Origin of the sequence: Pseudomonas sp. SWRI68 (assembly GCF_014269165.1) — a bacterium.
Lineage (GTDB): Bacteria > Pseudomonadota > Gammaproteobacteria > Pseudomonadales > Pseudomonadaceae > Aquipseudomonas > Aquipseudomonas capeferrum.
Genome location: NZ_JABWRU010000008.1, coordinates 18,034 through 39,656, shown reverse-complemented (window position 1 = coordinate 39,656; position 21,623 = coordinate 18,034). Strand labels below are relative to the sequence as shown.

3 protein-coding genes are annotated in these 21,623 nt (G+C 58.9%); 2 read left to right on the top strand and 1 reads right to left on the bottom strand.

Annotation, left to right across the window (positions count from 1 at the left end; translation table 11 throughout):
• The first annotated feature begins 105 nt into the window (after positions 1 to 105).
• Both HU770_RS13795 and HU770_RS13790 read left to right on the top strand, forming a co-directional pair.
• The gene (locus HU770_RS13795; RefSeq protein ID WP_186663915.1) at positions 106 to 966 is read left to right on the top strand and encodes a formylglycine-generating enzyme family protein; all 861 of its coding nucleotides are present in this window, start codon (positions 106 to 108) and stop codon (positions 964 to 966) included.
• A gap of 129 nt (positions 967 to 1,095) precedes the next feature.
• Positions 1,096 to 3,555, top strand: coding sequence for a TonB-dependent siderophore receptor (locus HU770_RS13790; protein ID WP_186663912.1), 2,460 nt, complete (start codon positions 1,096 to 1,098; stop codon positions 3,553 to 3,555).
• Positions 3,556 to 3,966: 411 nt separating this feature from the next.
• Here the strand turns inward: HU770_RS13790 and HU770_RS13785 are convergent, their stop codons facing one another.
• Positions 3,967 to 21,615, bottom strand: coding sequence for a non-ribosomal peptide synthase/polyketide synthase (locus HU770_RS13785; protein ID WP_186663910.1), 17,649 nt, complete (start codon positions 21,613 to 21,615; stop codon positions 3,967 to 3,969).
• Positions 21,616 to 21,623: the final 8 nt, after the last annotated feature.

Below are 21,623 nucleotides of genomic sequence, written 5' to 3'. Positions count from 1 at the left end.
TCGCTAAACCGACCGATGCAGGGGCGGCCGCTGGTTAATTTTTCACCGCCTTGGCTCGTCTGAATGCGAAACGCCGCACGCATTCACCCGCTCCGAGGACCCCCAATGAACGCAAAAACCTGGCTCTACCGGCCAGCCCAGATCACCTGCCTGCTGCTGGTCAGCGCCTACGCCCACGCGGCCAAGCCAGGTGACGTATTCCAGGACTGCAAGGACTGCCCAGAGATGGTAGTGCTGCCCGCCGGCAGCTACGTGATGGGCGCCCCCGACGACGAAGTCGGCCGCCAGCCCGACGAAGGCCCGCTGCATACCGTGACCTTTGCCAAGCCATTCGCCATGAGCCGCTACCAGGTCACCGCTGGCGAGCTGGACGCTTATATCAAGGCCACCGGCACCGTCATCAAGAGCGGCGACGACCGCCCCGGCCGCTGGTGCGAGGCCAGCAAGCCAACCTACAAACAAACCGCTCGCCAACCTGCGGTGTGCGTCGACTATGACGAAGTCCAGGCCTACAGCGCATGGCTGGCGAAAAAAACCGGCAAGCCGTACCGCATGGTCAGCGAGGCCGAACGCGAATACGCCGCCCGCGGCGGCTCCACCGGCCCGTTCCCCTTCCCCTTCGATGAGCCGGGCAAGTACGAAATCAGCAAGCACGCCAACACCTATGGCCCCCGCGATGGCTACACCTTCACCGCCCCCGTGGGCAGCTACCCGGCCAATGCCTTCGGCATGTACGACATGCACGGCAACGTCTACGAATGGGTCGCCGACTGCTACCACGAAAGCTACGAAGGCGCCCCCAGCGACGGCAGCGCCTGGGTCCAGGACCCCACGTGCATCCGCGCGCACATGCGCGGCAACGACTGGGGTGAGCCACCGATCTTCTCGCGCTCGGCCAACCGCAATGACCGGCTGAAAACCACCCGGGGTGACTTCCTCGGTTTCCGCGTAGCACGCGAACTCTGAAACGTGTGACACGGTTAACGCTGCGCCTGCGAAAAAAGCAGTCAATAAGAATCGTTCCGGTTTTTCGCAGGTGCTGCGTCACATACAGCACATAGAAAAAAACCCCTCTGCCAACGAGAACGCAACCCGATGTCCAAGCCCTTGCCCAGTGCGCTCAACCCGCTCGCCAAAGCCTTACTGATTCGTCATTCGCTTCGTCCCCAGCGTGCGCTGTCACGCATCGGCATGGGCCTGGCGCTGTCTAGTGCGCTGGTTTTCCAGGTGCAGGCGCAGGAGTGGACGCTGGATATCCCGGCGCAGTCGATGAACTCCGCGCTGCAGGCGCTGGCCAAGCAGACGGATACGCAGCTGCTGTACAGCCCGGAAGACATTGGCGGGCTGCGGTCTTCGGCGCTGAAGGGGCGGCATGATCTTGCGTCGTCGTTGCGGATTCTGTTGCAGGGGACGGGGCTGCGGTATCAGATTGATGGTAATACCGTGACCGTGACGGCCAGCGCGGCGGCAAAAGACGGCCAAATCGAACTGTCAGCGACCAATGTGAACAGTGCCGGGCTGGGCGAAACCACGGAAGGAACGGGCTCCTACACAACGGGAGTTACCAGCACGGCCACCAAGATGAACCTTTCTATTCGCGAAACGCCCCAGACCATTACAGTGGTTACGCGTCAACGCATGGACGACCAGCATCTGGGCAGCATGAACGAGGTCCTGACCCAGACCCCTGGCATCACCATGTCGCAGGATGGTGGCGAACGCTTCAACATTTATTCTCGCGGTAGCGCTATCAATATCTATCAGTTTGATGGTGTGACGACCTATCAGGATAACCAGACGCGTAACATGCCCAGTACGCTTATGGACGTGGGGTTGTACGACCGTATCGAAATCGTCCGTGGCGCAACCGGCCTGATGACGGGGGCAGGTGACCCCAGTGCCGTGGTCAACGTGATCCGCAAGCGTCCAACACGCGAATTCAAATCTCACATTCAGGCAGGCGTTGGCTCTTGGGACTACTACCGCGCAGAAGCTGACGTCTCTGGCCCGCTGACGGATGACGGTCGAGTTCGGGGGCGCTTCTTTGCCGCCAAGCAGGACAACCACACGTTCATGGACTGGTACACGCAAGACCGAGATGTCTTGTACGGTGTTGTTGAAGCTGATGTAACAGACACCACAGTGGCTCGGTTCGGGATTGATCGCCAGACTTACAAAGTCAACGGTGCACCGGGTGTACCTATCATTTACACCAACGGCCAACCCACAAACTTTTCCCGCTCGACCAGTTCTGATGCACGTTGGGGTTACGACGATTACACGACGACCAATTACACATTTGGCCTTGAGCAGCAATTGGCCCACGACTGGCAATTCAAGCTGGCGGCTGCCTACATGGATGTTGACCGTGATTCGTTTTCATCCTATTACTCGACTACGACCAACCGCTCTTATCTGGAGCTCGATGGTTCAACCGAAATCAGCGCAGGTATCGTGACTGCCAAACAGCACCAAAAAGGCGTCGACGCCACGCTCCAGGGGCCATTCCAACTGTTGGGGCAAACACACGAACTGATAGTTGGGTATAACTATCTCGAGTACGAAAATAAACACCGGGGTGATTCTGGACCCGATGTGGATATCAATTTTTACGATTGGGATAACCAGACCCCCAAACCGGGTGATGACGAAATCATTCCCGGCATTCAGTACAATATTTCCAACCGCCAGTCCGGCTATTTTGTGGCGAGCCGCTTTAATTTGACCGATGATCTGCATCTGATTCTCGGGGCACGGGCGTCCAATTATCGGTTCGACTACGCCCTGTGGCGTATTGGTAATGAACCCGCGCCTTACAAAATGGTAGAACGCGGTGTCGTCACGCCGTATGCAGGCATCGTCTATGACCTGACGAATGAGCAATCCGTCTATGCCAGCTACACCGACATTTTCAAGCCACAGAATAACGTAGATATCACAGGCAAACCGCTTGATCCTGAAGTCGGAAAGAACTACGAGTTAGGTTGGAAAGGTGAGTTCCTCGAGGGCCGGCTGAACGCCAACATTGCGTTGTACATGGTCAAGCGAGACAACCTGGCCGAGTCGACCAATGAAGTGGTTCCTGACTCGGGTGGTCTCATCGCTTCTCGCGCAGTTGACGGTGCAGAAACCAAAGGTGTGGACGTAGAATTGTCGGGCGAAGTGCTGCCAGGCTGGAATGTCTTTACCGGCTATAGTCATACCCGCACCGAAGATGCTGACGGCAAGCGCCTGACCCCGCAACTACCGATGGACACATTCCGCTTCTGGAACACTTACCGACTGCCTGGCGAGTGGGAAAAACTGACCCTGGGCGGTGGTGTGAACTGGAACTCGAAATCCACGCTGAACTTTGCCCGCTACAACAGCCATGTGACCCAGGATGACTACTTCGTCACCAGCCTGATGGCGCGCTACCGGATCAATGAGAGCCTTGCCGCCACCTTGAACGTCAATAATATTTTCGACAAGAAGTACTACGCTGGCATGGCTGGCAGTTATGGTCATTACGGGGCACCACGCAACGCCACGGTAACACTGCGCTACGACTTCTGAGGCTCGTTGGCCAGAACCTGGGCTTGCTCCTGGGTCTGGCCATACTCTGCTGCTCTACCCCCTCTCTGATCCTCTCGTCCTCTCTTTATCAATCCCTCCTGTTACTGTGTCGACTGTTCGAAAGGCCGCGCACTAAAATCCTCCCCACCAAGCGCCGCCTCACCTGAGCTTGCTTGCCATGCGATAGGACTTTAGTGACGTCAGGCTGCGGGGAGCTCACAGCAAGCGCTTAACGAGCGTGCCCGCGAAATTCATAAGACACTGTCCGTTCCATAGCCAATCACTCTGCTGTGCTAGTGGATTGCTCTCGTTTTTCGTGGTGCCTAAAAAGCACATGGCCCCGAACCCGCAACCTCAAGGTGCGGGATCGGGGCCATGTCAATTGACGCTGGATAAATCAATCAACCTCGCTCAATCGATGATGGAGCCCTCCAACAACCACTGCGCCGCTAAGCCCTCAATTACGTCAGCATGCTTGAGAATGTCGTAATGCCCTGCAGCCACCGACTGACTTGTGCGAACAGTGATGTTCCATGCAGGCGTCACATGCCCCGCCCACCAGCATGTCGCACGAGCCTTGAGCCGAGGCAAGCTTGAAATGTTGAGCGACAACGCTTTCAAACGCATCGCCACCTCGAACGTATGAGCCAGTTCAGAGCTGTCGATATCGGCGTACATAGATTGCCCGAGCGGGTTAGAACGAATCTCCTCAATAAGCAGCTGCAGTGACGCGCCCCCCATGCCAGCGGGTACAGGTGGAACCTCCAGCGCGTCCTTGGAAACGCCCAGCAACACGCTGAGGAAGCCGTGCAAGTCATCGCTCCAATCCTCTGCCGTCTGATCATCAGTTGCTTGAGGAACAAAACTGTCCACCAGACCAAGCATTGCAACTGTCTCGCCTTGGATTTCCAGTTCCTGAGCCACCAATATTGCGAGCGTGCCACCCAATGACCAGCCTGCAAGTCGATACGGCCCTTCTGGCTGTTTCTGACGGATGTACTGCGCATAATCGATGGCCATCGCCTGAAGAGACTCGTCCTTCCACTGACGATCAAGCAACATACGGCACTGCACGCCATACACACTGCACACACCTTCTAGACGACGCGCCAGTGGCTCGTAGTCAAATACAGTGCCAAAGCCTGCATGCAGACAGAAAAGCGGCGTAGCCGTCTCAACACGAGCATTGAGTAACAGCACGGGGTCAAGATCCACCTCTACGCTTGAGTAGCCCGACAGCTCACCAATAGTCGGCTTTGCCATCACATCGCGTAGCTTCAGATCCAAATGCAGACCGACATGCGAGCGAACCTTGGACAGCATTTTCAACACCCGCAGAGAATCGCCACCCAGCTCGAAGAAGTTGTCATTGATGCCGATCTGATCAACGCTCAACACCTCTTGCCAGATCTGCGCCAAGGCCTGCTCTACGTTGTTGCGCGGAGGAAGGTGCATCCTATGGCCGACAAAGTCGGGCGCCGGCAACGCATTACGGTCAATCTTGCCGTTCGGTGTAAGCGGCATCGCCTCCAGTACCACAATCTGCGCGGGTACCATGTAGTCAGGTAGCTCGCACCGCAAAGCTTCACGAAGCTGCGTAGCAGTGGCTGCCTGAGCGCCACTTACCACATAGCCTACGAGTTGTTTGCCGATGGCGCCTTCACGCGCAACAACCACCGCGTCGCGGACATCCACCTGATTGCGCAGACGTGCTTCGATCTCGCCCGGTTCGATTCGGAAGCCACGTATTTTCAGTTGGTTGTCCAGGCGGCCAATGAAATCGATAACGCCATCGGCACGCCTGCGAACTCGGTCACCTGTACGATAAAGGCGTGCACCCACGGCGAACGGGTCCGCGACAAAGCGTTCGGAGGTGAGCGCCGCACGCTGGTGATAACCACGCGCCAGTCCATGGCCCCCAATATACAACTCGCCGGCCACACCATCAGGCAATGGGTTCAGGTTCTGGTCCAAGACGTGCAAGGTTCGCTCGCCGACCCGCTCACCGATCGGTGCATACACCGCCTGACAGGACTGTTCTGCCGACACTTTCCACAGCAAGGGTGTTACCACCGTTTCTGTCGGTCCGTAGCCATTGGTCAAGTACTGCGGACGCAATGTGCGTTTGACCAACTCGAACAAGGCATCTGGCACCGCATCGCCACCGAAACAGTAGATCCGAACAGGTGGTGCTGCTTGCTGTTGGGTTTCGCCGAACTCTGCCAACTGCTGGAGATAGGCCGGAGGGAAGCAAGCGATATCGATGCGTTGTGCATGCAACACTTGCCACGTCTCTTCAGCGGTCCAGAGGCGGTTTTCGCGAATGACCAGGCATCCACCCGACGTCAGCGTCGACAACCAACGCTCTTGAGCACCATCAAAAGCGAATGACATGAACAGCAACTCGCGCGTGCGTTCATCCATCTCGTAGAGTTTGGCAATGGCCAGGCAATGCATGCGGATCTGCCCATGGCTGACCGCCACGCCTTTGGGCTTACCGGTCGAACCGGAGGTGTAGATCAGGTAGGCAAGATTGTCATCTTGCACCTGCACCTGCGGCACGCTCGCCGTGAGGCCCACCGTGTCCAAAAGGTCCAGTTCTACACATTGCGCCACCTCGGTGAAGCGCTGACGCAAACCACTACTGGTCAGCAGCAAGTGCATTGCCGAATCTTCGACGATCCACTGCAGTCGATCCTGAGGGTAATCGATGTCCAGAGGCACATAAGCAGCACCGGTTTTCATCACTGCGAAGAAAGCGATGATCACTTCCACCGAGCGCTCCAGTGCAACACCCACCGTTGTTTCAGGTTTGGCACCCAACGCTATCAAGTAGTGGGCAAGACGGTTAGCGCGTTCCTCCAGTTCGCTGTAGGTCAGTTGCTGCTCGCCGCAGATCAGCGCCACTGCGTCAGGCTGTGCCTGAGCCTGCGCGCAGATGCGCTTGGCCAAAAGCGGCATGTCGACTGGGTTCGTGTGCAACTCGTTGCGCTGGCTGGCTTGCTTTATCTGGGCAGGGCTAAGCATGTCCAGGCTACCCACGGTAGCCTGCGGATTCGCCAGAATCGCGTTGAGCAAGCACTCGAAACTATCGCGAATCGCAGCAGTACCGGCCTCACTGAAACTGTCGCGTAAGTACATGAATTCGACCGAGAAGGTATCAGTCAGGTGCACAGCCAGATCCATCGCATAGTTTGTGACATCGCGATCGTTGGCCTCACCAAATTGCAGAGCGTTGTTGCTGCTACTGTTCAAGCGCTCATCGATTGGGTAGTTCTCGAACACCAGAATGCTGTCGAACAATGCCTGGCCTGGGCGCCCGGCCCAACGCTGAACATTGGACAACGCCGCATGCTCATGATCGCGTAGTTCCAGGTTGTAGCTCTGCAGTTGCTGTAACCAGTCACAGACTCGCTGCTGGGCAGCAGGTGCTTGCACCACAGGCAAGGTATTGATGAACAAGCCCAGCATTTCGTCAGCACCTGGCAGGCTGGCTGGCCGACCAGCTACAGTGGCACCAAAGCATACTGCCTCTTGTCCGCTGTAGCGCTGCAACAGCAGCAGCCAAGCTGCCTGCACAAGCGTGTTGGGCGTCACACGTAGGCCTTGCGCTGTCAAGCGCAGCCGCTCCGTACGCTCTAAATCCCAATGCAAGTAAAGCGCCGCGTGCCCTGACAAGTCGGAGTCCGGCCTTGGTAATACTGCCTGGGCGAGCAGTGTCGGGCTTTCAATCTGGCTCACCTTGGCCGTCCAGAACGTCTCCAGTTCCTTCTGCGATTGTGCTTCAAGCCAACGAATGTATTCACCGAAGCGCCCAGCAGCCCCCACCAAGGCTTGGCCATGGTAAGCCTGGAACACTTCACCCAGCAGACGTGAATTGCTCCAACCGTCCATCAAAATATGGTGGCGCGTCCAGATCAGCTGCATCCGCTGATCGTCCAGCCTCACCAGTGTCACCCTCATCAATGGCGCCCGCAGCATGTCGAAATCTTGCGCCGCATCGCCATCTACCAGCACTTGCAGCGCGCTTTCGGCAGCATCCCGGTCCCGCCAATCGAGTACGCGTACAGGCAAGTCCACTTGTCGATGAACAATCTGCAGGGGGTGTCCCAACTGCGCAGACGACCAGAATCCGGTGCGCAGAATATCGTGACGCGCAATCACTTGATTCCACGCTTCAACGAATCGCTCGACTTCCAACCCTTCGACAGCGACCGAAGTCTGGTTTATGTAAAGCCCCGTTTCGCCACCCTGACCGCTGTAGAACAACATGCCTTGTTGCATCGGTGACAACGGATAGATGTCGGCTACTTGCGCCACAGGCACAGGCAGGCTGTCCATCTGTGCCTGTGTAAGGCCGGCCAGCGGGAAGTCCGATGGGGTCGCGCCTTGATGCGGCTTCTGGCAGCAATGTGCGATCAGCGCTTTCAATTCCTCGGTATACGCATCTGCCAGCCCCTGGATGGTCGATTCATCGAACAGCTCGCGGCTATAGGACCAGGAAAGCTCCAGCGCCCCCCCGAACACTTGACCATTCAAAGTCAGCAGGCTACCTAGAGACGAGTTCGGGTCCTGCGTAGAGCCCGCATTTTCTTTGGCCGGCACGAATAACCCTGATGGCTCATCGAAGCTGCCGTCGAACTGTCCCAGATAGTTGAAGACGATTTCGCCCTGCGGTAATGCCGCCAGCGTCGCCGCGCATTCCTCGCCCCCAAGATAACGTAGCAGGCCGTAGCCCAGCCCCTTGTCTGGCACTGCGCGCAGTTGTTCCTTGATGGCCTTGATCGAGTTGTCGATTTTCAGCTGCGGGCTGAGACGGACCGGGTACATGCTGGTAAACCAGCCGACCGTACGGCTCAGGTCAACGTCGTCGAATATATCTTCGCGACCATGGCCTTCCAGGCGTACCAGCACGTTGGAGCGTCCAGTCCATCGTCCGACCACGCAGGCCAAGGCTGTTAGTAGAAGATCATTGATCTGCGTCCGGTAGGCTGCGGGTGCATCCTGCAACAGCTTTCGCGTCCACTCAGCATCGAGTCGACTGCTTACGCTGGTGGCACACTTGATCTGATTACTGCCTTGGGGGTGATCACAAGGAAGCGCATCGTCCACATTTCGCAACTGGTCTTGCCAATAATTCAATTGCTCTTGCAGTACGGGGGCTGTGGCATATGCCTGCAGACGCTCAGCCCATGCCTTGAACGAGCTGGTCTTCGCTGGCAGCGTCAGCGGCTGTCCGGTGCCTTGTGATTTATAGGCTTGCTGCAAGTCTTCTAACAGTATCCGCCACGACACGCCATCAACCACGAGGTGATGGATCACCAGAAGTATTCGCTGTGTAGCATCCGGCATTTCGATCAGCACTGCTCGCAATAACGGGCCTTGTGCCAGATCCAGACTGCGCTGGGCGTGCTCCAGTAATGGAGCAAGCTCTTGTGCCGTTTCCAGCCTGCGCACCCACACCAAATCCTGATCGGTGTCAGTGGCAAACTGCGCCTGCCAACTGCCCTGCTGTGATGCAAAACGCAGACGCAGCGCGTCATGATGCGTAAGCAATGTTCGCAACGAAGCTTCCAACCACTCGGCCATCACAGGCTCTCGGGTCTTGAGCAGCACCGATTGGTTCCAGTGGTGACGTGATGGAATGTCCTCCTCAAAGAACCACTGCAGGATGGGCGTCAACGCGTTAGACCCGGTGACAGGGCCTTGGTCGATCGATGTCCCCTCTTCACGGCGTGCGACAGCCGCCAGTTGGCGTACCGTCTGATGCTGGAACAACTCTTTCGCAGAGAATTGGATACTGACCTGGCGGGCCCGACTTACAACCTGCAGGGAAATGATCGAGTCGCCCCCTAGCTCGAAGAAGTTATCGGTGACCCCAACTTTTTCGAGTTTGAGTACAGCCGCCCAGATATCCGCCAAGTTCTGCTCAATCTCATTACAGGGCGCCACGTATTGGTTGTGCAACTGGCTTTGATCGACGCTAGGCAGACGCTTGCGGTCAAGCTTCCCACTCGGCGTCATGGGCATCTTATCTAGCACTATGAGGTAGCTCGGAACCATGTAGTGCGGCAAGCTGCTCTTGAGCGACTCCCTTAACGCGTCGCGCAATGCAGGTTCATCGGGCGCACCCTCCGCTGGCACTACATAACCACACAGCTGTTTGCCGCCAGCATGATCCACGGCAATCACCGCCGCCTCGCGCACCTGTGGATGCGCTTGCAGATGTTGTTCGACCTCACCAAGCTCGATGCGGAAACCGCGTACCTTGACCTGATGATCGGCGCGGCCACGATAGGCAAGTTCACCCTGCTCATCGAAATAACCCAGGTCACCCGTGCGGTACAACCGTGCGCCACCTTTTTCAGCCAGCGGGTCAGGGATGAACCGTTCGGCAGTCAGCGACGGGCGCTGGTGGTAACAGCGCGCCAGGCAGCCATCGCCACCGATGTACAACTCCCCCGGAACACCGATCGGTGTAGGCGACAGGCTGTCATCCAGCACCCGCATCACCCGCCCGCCAATTGCGCGACCAATCGGTACCCCGCTCTCCGGCAAGGGTGCTTGCGCCAGTCTCGAGCAGTCATAAGTCGTGGCAACCACAGTGGCCTCGGTCGGCCCATAAGTATTGAGCAGCCGCACATTCGCCGGGCCATCTGCCAGCCACGCCTGCAGACCATCTAGTGCGACAGCTTCACCACCGACATGGATCTGCTTCAACTGGCCATAGGCTTGCGGTTCACGTCGATCCAGCGCCAGCAGACGCCAGTAGGCCGCCGGTAAATCGGCCACCGTGACGCCATGACGTATGACCTGCTCGCTGAAGGTGTCGGTGTCCCAGAGCTGCTGATCACGCATCACCACGCACGCCCCACGGGACAATGGCGGGAAGAACTGCTCGATGAATCCGTCAAAGCTGAACGTGGCGAATTGGAGCACCCGGTCATCGGCAGTCAGCCGCGAGTAGCCGCTAGCGACCTCGCAGAAAACCGAGAGGGCATGATGAGGTATGGCCACGCCTTTAGGCATACCGGTGGAGCCGGAGGTGTAGATGACATAGGCCAGGCTGTCCGGCGTGACCGCGCATTGCAGGGGCGCGGCGCTGAATGTTTCCAACCACCGCGTTCCAGGTTCGAGGCCAACACAAGGCAGGTCGGCAGGAACCGGCAGTCGCTTCATGGACACTGCATCTGCCAGCAGCAATCCAATACCGCTGTCCTTGATTAGATAGGCCAGGCGATCCTGCGGATACTCAGGGTCGAGCGGCACGTAGGCTGCTCCCGCCTTGTGAATGGCGATCAATGCGACGGCAAGCGCAAGGCCACGCTCCGCAGCGACCCCAACCAGGCTGTTGGCGGTAACCCCACGCGCGATCAGCAGGTGGGCCAAACGATTGGTTTGCACGTCCAGTTCACGGTAGCTCAGTTGCTGCTCACCGAATACCAGCGCCACAGCATTCGGCCGCTCATTGGCTTGCGCCTCGAAGCGTTGATGGGCACATTGGCCCGACAAGGCAATTGCCTCGCTGCGATTCCAGTCATCGAGCAGCAACTGGCGTTCGGCGCCCCCCAGGAGCGACAACTCTCCGATCGCTACGTTGGCATCTTCGACCAGTGCTCGCAGCAGGTTTGCGAAGTGCTCCGCCAGGCGCTCGACGGCAGCATCGCCCCAAGAGGCACGGGCATGGCTGTACTGAATCGACAGTGTTTCACCCATGGTAGCCGCCAGGGTGAGGGCATAGTTGGTCTGTTCCAGGTTGGCGACCTGCCCGAAGCGCAAGCCGTCTGGCGCACCCTCCTGCAAGGCTTGTGACACCGGGTAGTTCTCGAATACCAGGAGGCTGTCGAAAAGTGCTTCCCCCCCGAGGCCCGCCCACCGCTGAACAGCATTCAGCGGCGTATGTTCAAACTCGCGTAACGCCAGGTTGCACGCCTGCACCTGTGCAATCCACTCGGCTACAGTCTGCTCGCAACGCGGCGACCCGATTACCGGCAAGGTATTGATGAACAGACCGATCTGTTCCTCCACCCCTGGCAGGTCCGCCGGGCGCCCTGCCACTGTGGCGCCGAAGCAAACAGTGGACTGCCCGGTATAGCGTTGCAGCAACAGCAACCATGCCGATTGCACCAGGGTATTGACGGTAACCCGGTTGGCGCGAGCGAAGGCCTCGATGCGTTGGGTCTGCGCGGAGTCGAACACCTGATGGTATTCACCCTGGCCATGCAGCTCGCCAGCACCGTGACGCACCACTTGCGACAGTCGTGTCGGCTCTTCCAACGTGGACAGTTGAGCCTTCCAGAAGGTTTCAGCGGCCGTTGCATCCTGGCGCTGCAGCCAAGCGATGTAATCGCGATAGGGCGCCGTCAGCGCCGGTACATGTTGCCCTGCATATCGCTGCAGAACTTCACCCAGCAAGCGCGAGGTGCTCCAGCCGTCCATCAGAATGTGATGGTTGGTGTAGATCAAGTGATGACAATTGTCGTCCGTGCGCACCAGCGTAAGACGCTGCAACGGTACCTGGTCGAGCTCGAAGCCAGCTTGTCGCTCACTTTCAGCCAGCGTTTGCACGGCCTCCTGCAACGCCGGCTGGCCGCGCCAGTCATACTCGACGAGCGCTTGCACGACCTGCTTGTGCACCACCTGAACCGCCCGGTCCAGTTCGCCCTGCCAGACAAAGCCGGTCCGCAGGATGGCGTGAATATCCACCGCCGCCTGCCAGGCCTGCTTGAAACGCTCCACATCCAAGCCGTGAACATCGACCCGCAGCTGGTTGATGTAGTCACCGGACTGCTGCTCGTACAAGGTATGGAACAACATGCCCTGCTGCATCGGCGATAGCGGATAGATATCGGCAATCTGCTCGGCAGGCAGCGGCAGGCTGTCGAGCTGCAACTGTGTAAGCTCGGCCAGCGGGAAGTCCGAAGGCGTCACTCCACGGTGCTCAAGCTCGCTGCAATGGGTAATCAGCGCCGTAAGCTCTTGCGCATACTCGTCGGCAAGGCGCTGGATGGTGGACTCGTCGAACAGTGCCCGACTGAAGCTCCAACCCAGTTTCAGCTCACCGCCGTAAACCTGGCCATTCAGGGCCAACAGGCTGCCTAGCGGTGCATGCTCGTCCTGAGTGGCGCCAGCATATTCCTTCGCTGGGACGAACAAGCCCGACTGCTGGTCGAAGCTTGCGTCGAACTGCCCGAGGTAGTTGAACACAATCTCGCCACGCGGCAAGGCCGCTAAGGTCGCCTGCGCCTCCGGGCTGCCCAGGTAGCGCAACAGACCGTGGCCGAGGCCTTTATTAGGCACCGCTCGCAACTGCTCCTTGATGGTCTTGATCGAATCGACAAGGCTGGTTTTCGGGCTGAGTTTTACCGGGTACACGCTGGTAAACCAGCCCACGGTGCGACTCAGGTCGACGCCGTCGAAAAGGTCTTCACGTCCATGGCCCTCCAGACGCACCAGCACATCGGAGCGACCGGTCCAGCGGCCGATCACCCGTGCCAGCGCGGTCAGCAGCAGGTCATTGATCTGCGTACGATAGGCTGCCGGTGCTTCCTGCAGGAGTTGTCGCGTGAGTTCCCGGTCCAGACGGATACTGACCGACGCCGAGTCGCGCTCCAGGTTACTGCCGTGCGGATAATCCCAGGGCAGCTCATCACTCGTCCCTTGCAACTGCGCCTGCCAGTAGCTCAGTTCTGATCGCAGGCTGTCGCTTGTGGCATAGCCTTGCAAATGCTCGACCCAGTTTTTGAATGAACTGGTCTTGGCCTGCAATTTCAGCGGATGGCCAGCTTGCTGCGCCTGGTAAGCCTGTTGCAGGTCCTCCAGCAGCACGCGCCAGGAGACGCCATCCACCACCAGATGGTGAATTACCAACAGCAGCCGTTGAGTTCCATCAGCCAACTCCGCCAGTACTGCCCGAAGCAACGGTCCCTGTTGAAGATCAAGGCTGCGCTGGGCTTCGACCGCCAGGTGCTGCAGAGCCTGCGCATCGTCGACCTTGCGGCACCAGAGTACTTCGCACATGGCATCGCTGAATGAACCCTGCCAACCATCATTGCCCTGTTCGAAGCGCAGACGCAACGCATCGTGATGCGCCACGACAGCCTGCAGAGCCTTGTTCAACGGCTCCGGCGCCAAGGTCTCGTGCGGCATCAGCAACACGGACTGGTTCCAATGATGACGCTGAGGAATATCAGCGTTGAAGAACCAATGCTGAATCGGCAACAGCGCAGTAGCGCCGATAACTGCCCCTTGGTCGATAGCTGTACTGGTCGAACGCTGCGCAACCGCAGCCAGTGCTTGCACAGTCTGATTCTGGAACAAATCTTTGGGCGTAAACTGAATGTCCTGCTGACGCGCACGGCTGACCACCTGCAATGACACGATGGAGTCGCCACCCAATTCAAAGAAGTTGTCGTTCAGACCGACCTTGTCCAGCCTCAGCACATCGGCCCAGATACCTGCTATCTGTTGCTCAAGCGCGCTCTGCGGGGCGACATATTCGCCCTGCAGCAGGCTCGCATCCGCTTGGGGCAAGGCCTTGCGGTCCAGCTTTCCATTGCCGGTCAACGGCAAGCTGGCGAGGAACAGCACATGAGCCGGTACCATGTATTCCGGCAAGCTCGCCTTGAGCGTTTCGCGCAAGGCATCGCGCAGTAAAGCCTGGGCTGTGAAACTTTCCAGGACCGCGCTATCGGCCGGCACCACGTAGCCCACCAACTGTTTGCCACTTGGGCCATCCTGGGCCAGTACCACGCCTTGGCGCACAGCAACCTGGTCTTGCAGACGTGCCTCGATTTCCCCCAGCTCAATTCGGAATCCGCGAATCTTCACCTGATGGTCAATCCGCCCCAGGTATTCGATCACCCCGTCGCCGCAGTAACGTGCCAAGTCGCCCGAACGATACAAGCGCCCACCTTGGGTATCGAACGGGTTCGGCACGAAGCGTTCAGCGGTCAATGCCGGCCGACCGTGATAACCGCGAGCCAACCCATCCTGACCGATCATCAACTCACCCTGGCTACCCGGTACGATCGGATTCAGAGCATCGTCGAGCAGGTACCAGGTCAGGTCGGGAATAGCCTCGCCAATCGGGCTGCTGCCGACATTTTTCAAGTCATCCCGGCAGATCGGGCGGTAGGTCACATGTACAGTGGTTTCGGTGATCCCATACATGTTGATCATGCGTGGGTGGGCATCACCAAACACCTCGAACCACGGTTTGAGGCTGCTCACATCCAGAGCCTCACCGCCAAACACAACGTGACGTAAAGCCAACTGATTGCCGGCCTGTGCTGCCTCGCAGGCGATCGGTATAAGTTGCTGGAACGCCGAAGGTGTCTGATTGAGCACCGTCACCTTCTCGCTTACCAGCAAGGCGTGGAAGTCCTGCGAAGAACGCGCCACATCCTGCGGGACAATGACGGCCTTGCCGCCATACAGCAATGCGCCATACAACTCCCAGACCGAGAAGTCGAAGGCATAGGAATGGAACACTGTCCACACGTCGCTAGCGTCGAACTGGAACCAATCCTGGGTTGCCGCGAACAAGCGCACCACGTTGTGGTGAGCGAGCAGTGCCCCTTTGGGCTTGCCAGTGGAACCCGAGGTATAGATCACATAGGCCAGGTTGTGTGGCGAAACAGCTACCTGCGGATTGGCTTCGCTGTAGTCGGCCAGCGATGCGTCGCCGAGGTTCACACAGTGGATGCCGGCAGGAATTGGCAAGGCTTCACGCAGGTGCCCCTGGGTCAGCAGCAGATCAATGCCGCTGTCTTCTAATAGGTAGCTCAGGCGATCCTGCGGGGATTGCGGGTCCAGCGGTACATAGGCGCCACCGGCCTTCAGGATGCCCAGCAAACCTACGACCATCTCCAGGCTGCGTTCGACAGCAATGCCCACCAGACTGTCCGGGCCTACGCCAAGCTCACGTAGCTTGTGCGCCAGCTGGTTGGCGCGACGGTTCAATTCATCATAGCTCAGCGTCTGTTCGCCAAAGCTCAGCGCGGGCGCATGTGGTGAGGCTTCGACCTGGGCCTCGATCAATTGATGAAGCGTACGATCACTTGGGAAACTCTTCTGGCTGTGGTTCCAGTCCTTTATGACCAGAGCTTGCTCCTGCGCCCCCATCAACGGCAGGTCGCCGATTACTCGTGTTGCATCAAGGACCAAGGCATGCAAAAGATTCTGGAAGTGTTCCGCTACCTGGCAGATGGCAGGGTTGGCCCATAGTGCTTGATCATAGCTGTACTGAATCGAGAGCGTCGAACCGAGGTTAACCAGCACGGTAAGCGGGTAGTTGGTCTGTTCGCGATTCGCGACTTCACCAAAACGCAGCCCCTGAGGTGCTCCCTGCTGCAGGGCTTCGGATACTGGGTAGTTTTCGAACACCAAGACGTTATCGAACAGGGACTCACCGCCCAGCCCAACCCACCGTTGCACTTCGTTCAACGGTGTATGTTCGTATTCACGCACTGCGAGGTTGCCCGCCTGGACCTGAGAAATCCAATCCGCGACGGTTTGCTCAGCACGCGGTGTGCCCACCACAGGAAGGGTGTTGATGAATAGACCGATCTGCTCTTCCACGCCTGGCAGGTCTGCGGGGCGACCTGCCACAGTCGCGCCGAAAGCCACGCTAGCCTGACCAGTGTAGCGCTGTAATAGCAGCAGCCATGCCGACTGCACAAGCGTGTTGACCGTGACCCGATTAGCCCGGGCAAAGGCTTCGATCGACAAAGTCTGTGCACGATCGAACACTTGGTGATGGGCGTCATACCCAGAAGCGCTCGCTGGTGGGGAAATTCGTGTTGCCCGGAGCAGGCGAGTGGGTTCCTGCAGCTCGGCCAGTTGAGCCTTCCAGAAGGTTTCGGCAGCGCCAGCGTCCTGGCGCTTCAACCAGGCAATATAGTCGCGATAGTGCATCGTCTGGGCCGGCAGATGGTGGCCAACATAGCGCTGGAGCACTTCACCCAACAGACGCGAGGTACTCCATCCATCCATCAGGATGTGATGATGGGTGCATATTAGGTGATGTCGATTTTCAGCTGTCCTTACCAGCACCAGGCGCAGCAAAGGTGCTGCATCCAACACAAAACCGCGCTGTCGCTCGCGTTCGGCCAATGCCTCAAGTGCATGATCTTCTGTCGCTTGATTACGCCAGTCATGTTCTTTGAACGGCAGCTCGACATGCTTGTGCACGATCTGCACCGCTTGGTCCAGCTCCCCCTGCCAGACGAAACTGGTTCGCAGAATATCGTGCGCACCCAGTGCCCCCAGCCAGGCCTGCCTGAAACGCTCCACGTCCAAGCCGTCCACGTCCACCCGTAGCTGGTTAATGTAGTTGCCGGCCGCCTGCTCATACAGTGTATGGAACAACATGCCCTGCTGCATGGGTGCCAACGGGTAGATATCGGCGATATCGGCAGCGGGTACGGGCAGGCTATCCAGTTGAGCCTGGCTCAAGCACGCCAGAGGGAAATCCGACGGGGTAACCCCACGATTCGTTCTCTGGCAGCAATGAGTGATGAGCGCCTTGAGTTCCTCGGCGTACTCATCAGCCAACCGCTGAATGGTCGACTCGTTGAACAGTTCCCGGCTGAAGGTCCACCCCATCTTCAGCTCGCCAGCGTAAACCTGCCCGTTCAATGCCAACAGGCTACCCAATGGCGCATCGTCGCTTTGATTGGCCCCGCCGTACTCCTTGGCAGGCGTGAAGACGCTGCCTTCTTCCTGGAAACTGCCGTCGAATTGCCCCAGGTAGTTGAAGACAATTTCGCCCTGCGGCAGGTTATCCAGAACCTGCCGACTGTCATCGCTGCCAAGATAGCGCAGCAGCCCGTAACCAATACCTTTGTTGGGTACTGCCCGAAGTTGTTCCTTGATGACTTTGATCGAGCTATCCAGTTGCGCCTGAGCGCTCAGGCTCACCGGATAGATACTGGTGAACCAGCCCACGGTGCGTGTCAGGTCCAGGTCGTCGAACACGTCCTCACGGCCATGTCCTTCAAGGCGTACCAGCACGTTGGAGCGCCCGGTCCAGCGAGCCACCACCCGCGCCAGCGCTGCAAGCAGCAGGTCGTTGATCTGGGTACGGTAGGCCATGGGCGCTTCATGCAGAAGCTTGCGGGTCCACTCCGCGTCCAGATGGGTGCTCGCATAGGCGGCGTGACTTACTTGATTGCCACCTTGCTGATGATCACGGGGCAAATCATCATCAGCATGTTGCAGTTGTGCATGCCAGTAGGTCAGCTCCTGGGCCAGATCGGCACTCTTGGCATAAGCCTGCAACCGTTCGGCCCACGCCTTGTAGGCGCTGGTCTTGGCAGGCAGTTCGGCAGGCTGGCCGGCCGAGGCTGCCAGGTAGGCCTGCTGCAGGTCCTCCAGCAGCACGCGCCATGACACACCGTCAACGACCAGGTGATGGACGACCAATAGCAGTCGCTGTTCACCCTGCGGCAGCGTGCCCAGTAGCACCCGCACCAACGGGCCGCCGAGCGCGAAACTGCGCTGCGCCTCACCGGCTGCGTGCAAAAGCGAGTCCATGTCGCTAAACGAGCGATCCCACAGGATGCCCTGCGTATCGACCTCATTGAACGTGCCTTGCCACTGTCCGGCTGCCTGATCGAAACCAAGGCGCAGGGCGTCATGCTGCTGCAGCACGCGTTGCAGCGCCGTAGCCAGATACTGCGGATCAATGCTCACGCTTGGTGCCAGCAGCACCGACTGGTTCCAGTGGTGAGGTTGCGCCATCGCCTGATCGAAGAACCAGTGTTGAACCGGAGTCAGCGGCGTGGTGCCGGTGACTGCACCCTGGTCGATGACAACGTTGTCCGCACACCGGGCAACCGAAGCCAAACCTTGTACGGTCTGGTATTGGAACAGTTGCTTGGGCGTGAAGTGGATGCCCGCCTGGCGCGCACGGCTGACCACCTGCAAGGAAATGATCGAGTCGCCACCGAGTTCGAAGAAGTTGTCGGTAAGCCCTACCTTGCTTAGTTTCAACACGCCGGCCCAGACAGCCGCAATATCCCGCTCCAGTTCAGTACGAGGTTCAAGGTATTCCACTTGGAACAGGCTGATATCGGGCTGCGGTAGTGCCTTGCGATCCAGCTTGCCATTCGGCGTCAGCGGCAGCGCCTCAAGGAATACCAACTGCGCTGGCACCATGTAATCCGGCAGGGTTTGCTTGAGCTGGCCACGCAGCGCATCGCGCAGCGCTGATTGCCGCGCGAGGGTGGCCATCACGGTCTCGTCGACCGGCACCACATAACCTACCAGCTGTTTGCCAGTTGGGCCGTCCTGAGCCAACAGGACCGCTTCGCGGACAGCCTCCTGAGCCTGCAGACGTGACTCGATCTCCCCCAGTTCGATACGGAACCCGCGGATCTTCACCTGATGATCGATGCGACCTGCGTACTCGATAAGCCCATTGTCCTGATAACGGGCAAGGTCCCCGGTGCGGTACATCCTGCCGCCGCCCTGCTCATCGAACGGATCAGGAATGAAGCGTTCGGCCGTCAACCCAGGGCGGCCGAGATAGCCCCGTGCCAACCCAGCACCGGCCATGTACAACTCACCGTTTACCCCTACCGGTACCGGTGCTACGGCCTCACTCAGCAGATAAACCGCACTGTTGGCAATCGGCCGGCCGATGTTCGCCCTGCCATTGGCGCAACGCAGGGTAAAGGTGGAGTAGGTGGTGTCCTCGGAGGGGCCGTACAGGTCATAAACCTGCTGCACATGCCCGGTCGCATACAACTCGTCGACCAGCGACTGCTTCAGCGCCTCCCCAGCAAGGTTGATGGTGCGCACGGTCGCCGGCAGTTCGCCGGTCTCAAGCAGCATCTTGATCGCCGATGGCACGGTGTTGACCAGACGCACCCGGTCTTTGGCCGCCAGGTGCGGCAGCTCGAGGGCGTTGGCAGCGAGCACCGCGTAGCCTCCAGCCGACAGCGTGACGAACAGCTCCCACACCGACAGGTCGAAACAGATCGAAGTAGATGCCAGCACACCACACAGGTCCTGTTGGCTATAGACCGTCAGCGCCCAGCCAATCAGCGCCGTTACGTTTCGATGCTCGATCAACACGCCCTTGGGCTTGCCCGTGGACCCGGAGGTGTAGATGCTGTAGGCCAGATTGCCCGGTTCGGTCATGCAGACCGGATCGGTTACCGGGTAGCCCTCCAGCGACAACTGATCGAGCAACAAGGTCCGGGCATGAAACGCTTCAGGCATGCGCGCAAGCAGGTGCGACTGGGACAGCAGCAAGATCGACTGGCTGTCCTCGAGCATGTACTCGATACGGTCCTGCGGGTACTCAGGGTCGAGCGGCAGATAGGCGCCACCCGCCTTCAGGATCGCCAGCAGGCCAACCACCATTTCGGGGCTGCGTTCCATGGCGATGCCCACCAGCACATCCGGCCCCACCCCCTGCTCGCGAAGTCTGTGTGCCAACTGGTTGGCCCGTTGATTCAACGCCGTATAGCTCAGCACCTGCTCGCCGAACAGCAATGCCGGCGCATCGGGTGACACCTTGACCTGGGCCTCGAACAACTGGTGCAGGCTGCGTTCGGCAGGGTAATCGGCTTGGGTACTGTTCCAGTCTTTGATGACCAACTGCTGTTCGTGCGGGCTCAGCATTGCCAAACCAGCAACAGGCTGATGCGGCTGCCCTGCGATGCTGACGAGCAAGTTCAACCAGTGCCCTGCCATGCGCTCGACGGTGGCCGTATCGAACAGATCGGTCGCATACGTCAACGCCGCGCTGATACCGGCTTCGTGCTCGAACGTGTCCAGTGCCAGGTCGAACTTGGCCACGTGGCTGTCCGAGGCGATCTCTTCCATCACCAGGCCAGGCAGGTTGCGCCCTTCGCCCTTTTTGGTCTCGGTCTGGTGGTTGTACATCACCTGGAACAACGGGCTGTGGCTGAGGCTGCGCTCTGGCTGCAAGGCCTCGACCAGTTGTTCGAACGGCAAGTCCTGGTGCGCCTGTGCGCCCAATGCACGTTTCCTGACCTGCTCCAGCAGCTCGGTAAAGGTGGTGCTCAGTTCGAATTCGGCACGCAGTACCTGGGTATTGACGAAGAAGCCCGCCAGGCGCTCCGTCTCGGCACGGTTGCGGTTGGCGATCGGCACACCCACGCGGATATCCGCCTGCCCGGAGTAACGGTGCAACAGCGTTTGAAAGCTGGCGAGCAACAGCATGAAGGGTGTCACGCCCTGCTGCTGTGCCAATTGCTTGAGCGAACCGACCAGTTCCCCGCCCAACGGGATTTCCAGCCGTGCGCCTTGCTGGCTGTAGACCGCCGGGCGCGGGCGATCAGTCGGTAGCTCCAGCACCGGCTGCTGGTCCCCCAACTGCTCTTTCCAGTAGGCCAGTTGCCGGTCCTGTTCACCGGCCTGCATCCAGGCCCGCTGCCAGATGGCATAGTCGGCGTACTGGATCGGCAGCGTCGGCAACAGCACGTCGTGGCCTTGGCTGTAGCCCTCATAGAGCCTGACCAGGTCATCCACCATCACCGGCAAGGACCATCCATCCGCCACGATGTGGTGCAACGTCAGTGTGAGCACGTGCTCTTGCGCACCCAACTGCAGCAGCCTGGCCCGCATCAGCGGCCCATGCTCCAGATCGAAGGGTTGCTGGGCCTCATCTTCCAGGCTGGCACGAACACCGCTCGGCGCTGTGGCCTCGACAGCCTCCACAACCAGCTCGAACGGCATGTGCGGGTGAATGACCTGTACGGTCTGCTCACCCTCCAACCGGAAGGTAGTGCGCAGCGTTTCGTGGCGGGCGATCAACGACTCGAAGCTGCGCTGCAAAGCGGCGATATCCAGCGCACCGGTGAACTTCAAGGCAGCGGGAATGTTGTAGGCAGAACTTTGCGGCTCAAGCTGCCACAGAAACCACTGCCGCTGCTGAGCGAAGGAAAGCGGAACTTGGTCGAAATCACCACGGCTTTGTGGGATCGGCAACTGCGCAAGGCTCATGCCTTTCGATGCGAGCTTTTCAAGAAACAGCTTGCGCTGCGGCAGGGGCAGGCCAATGAAGCGTTTTACCAGTTCCATGTTTCTGT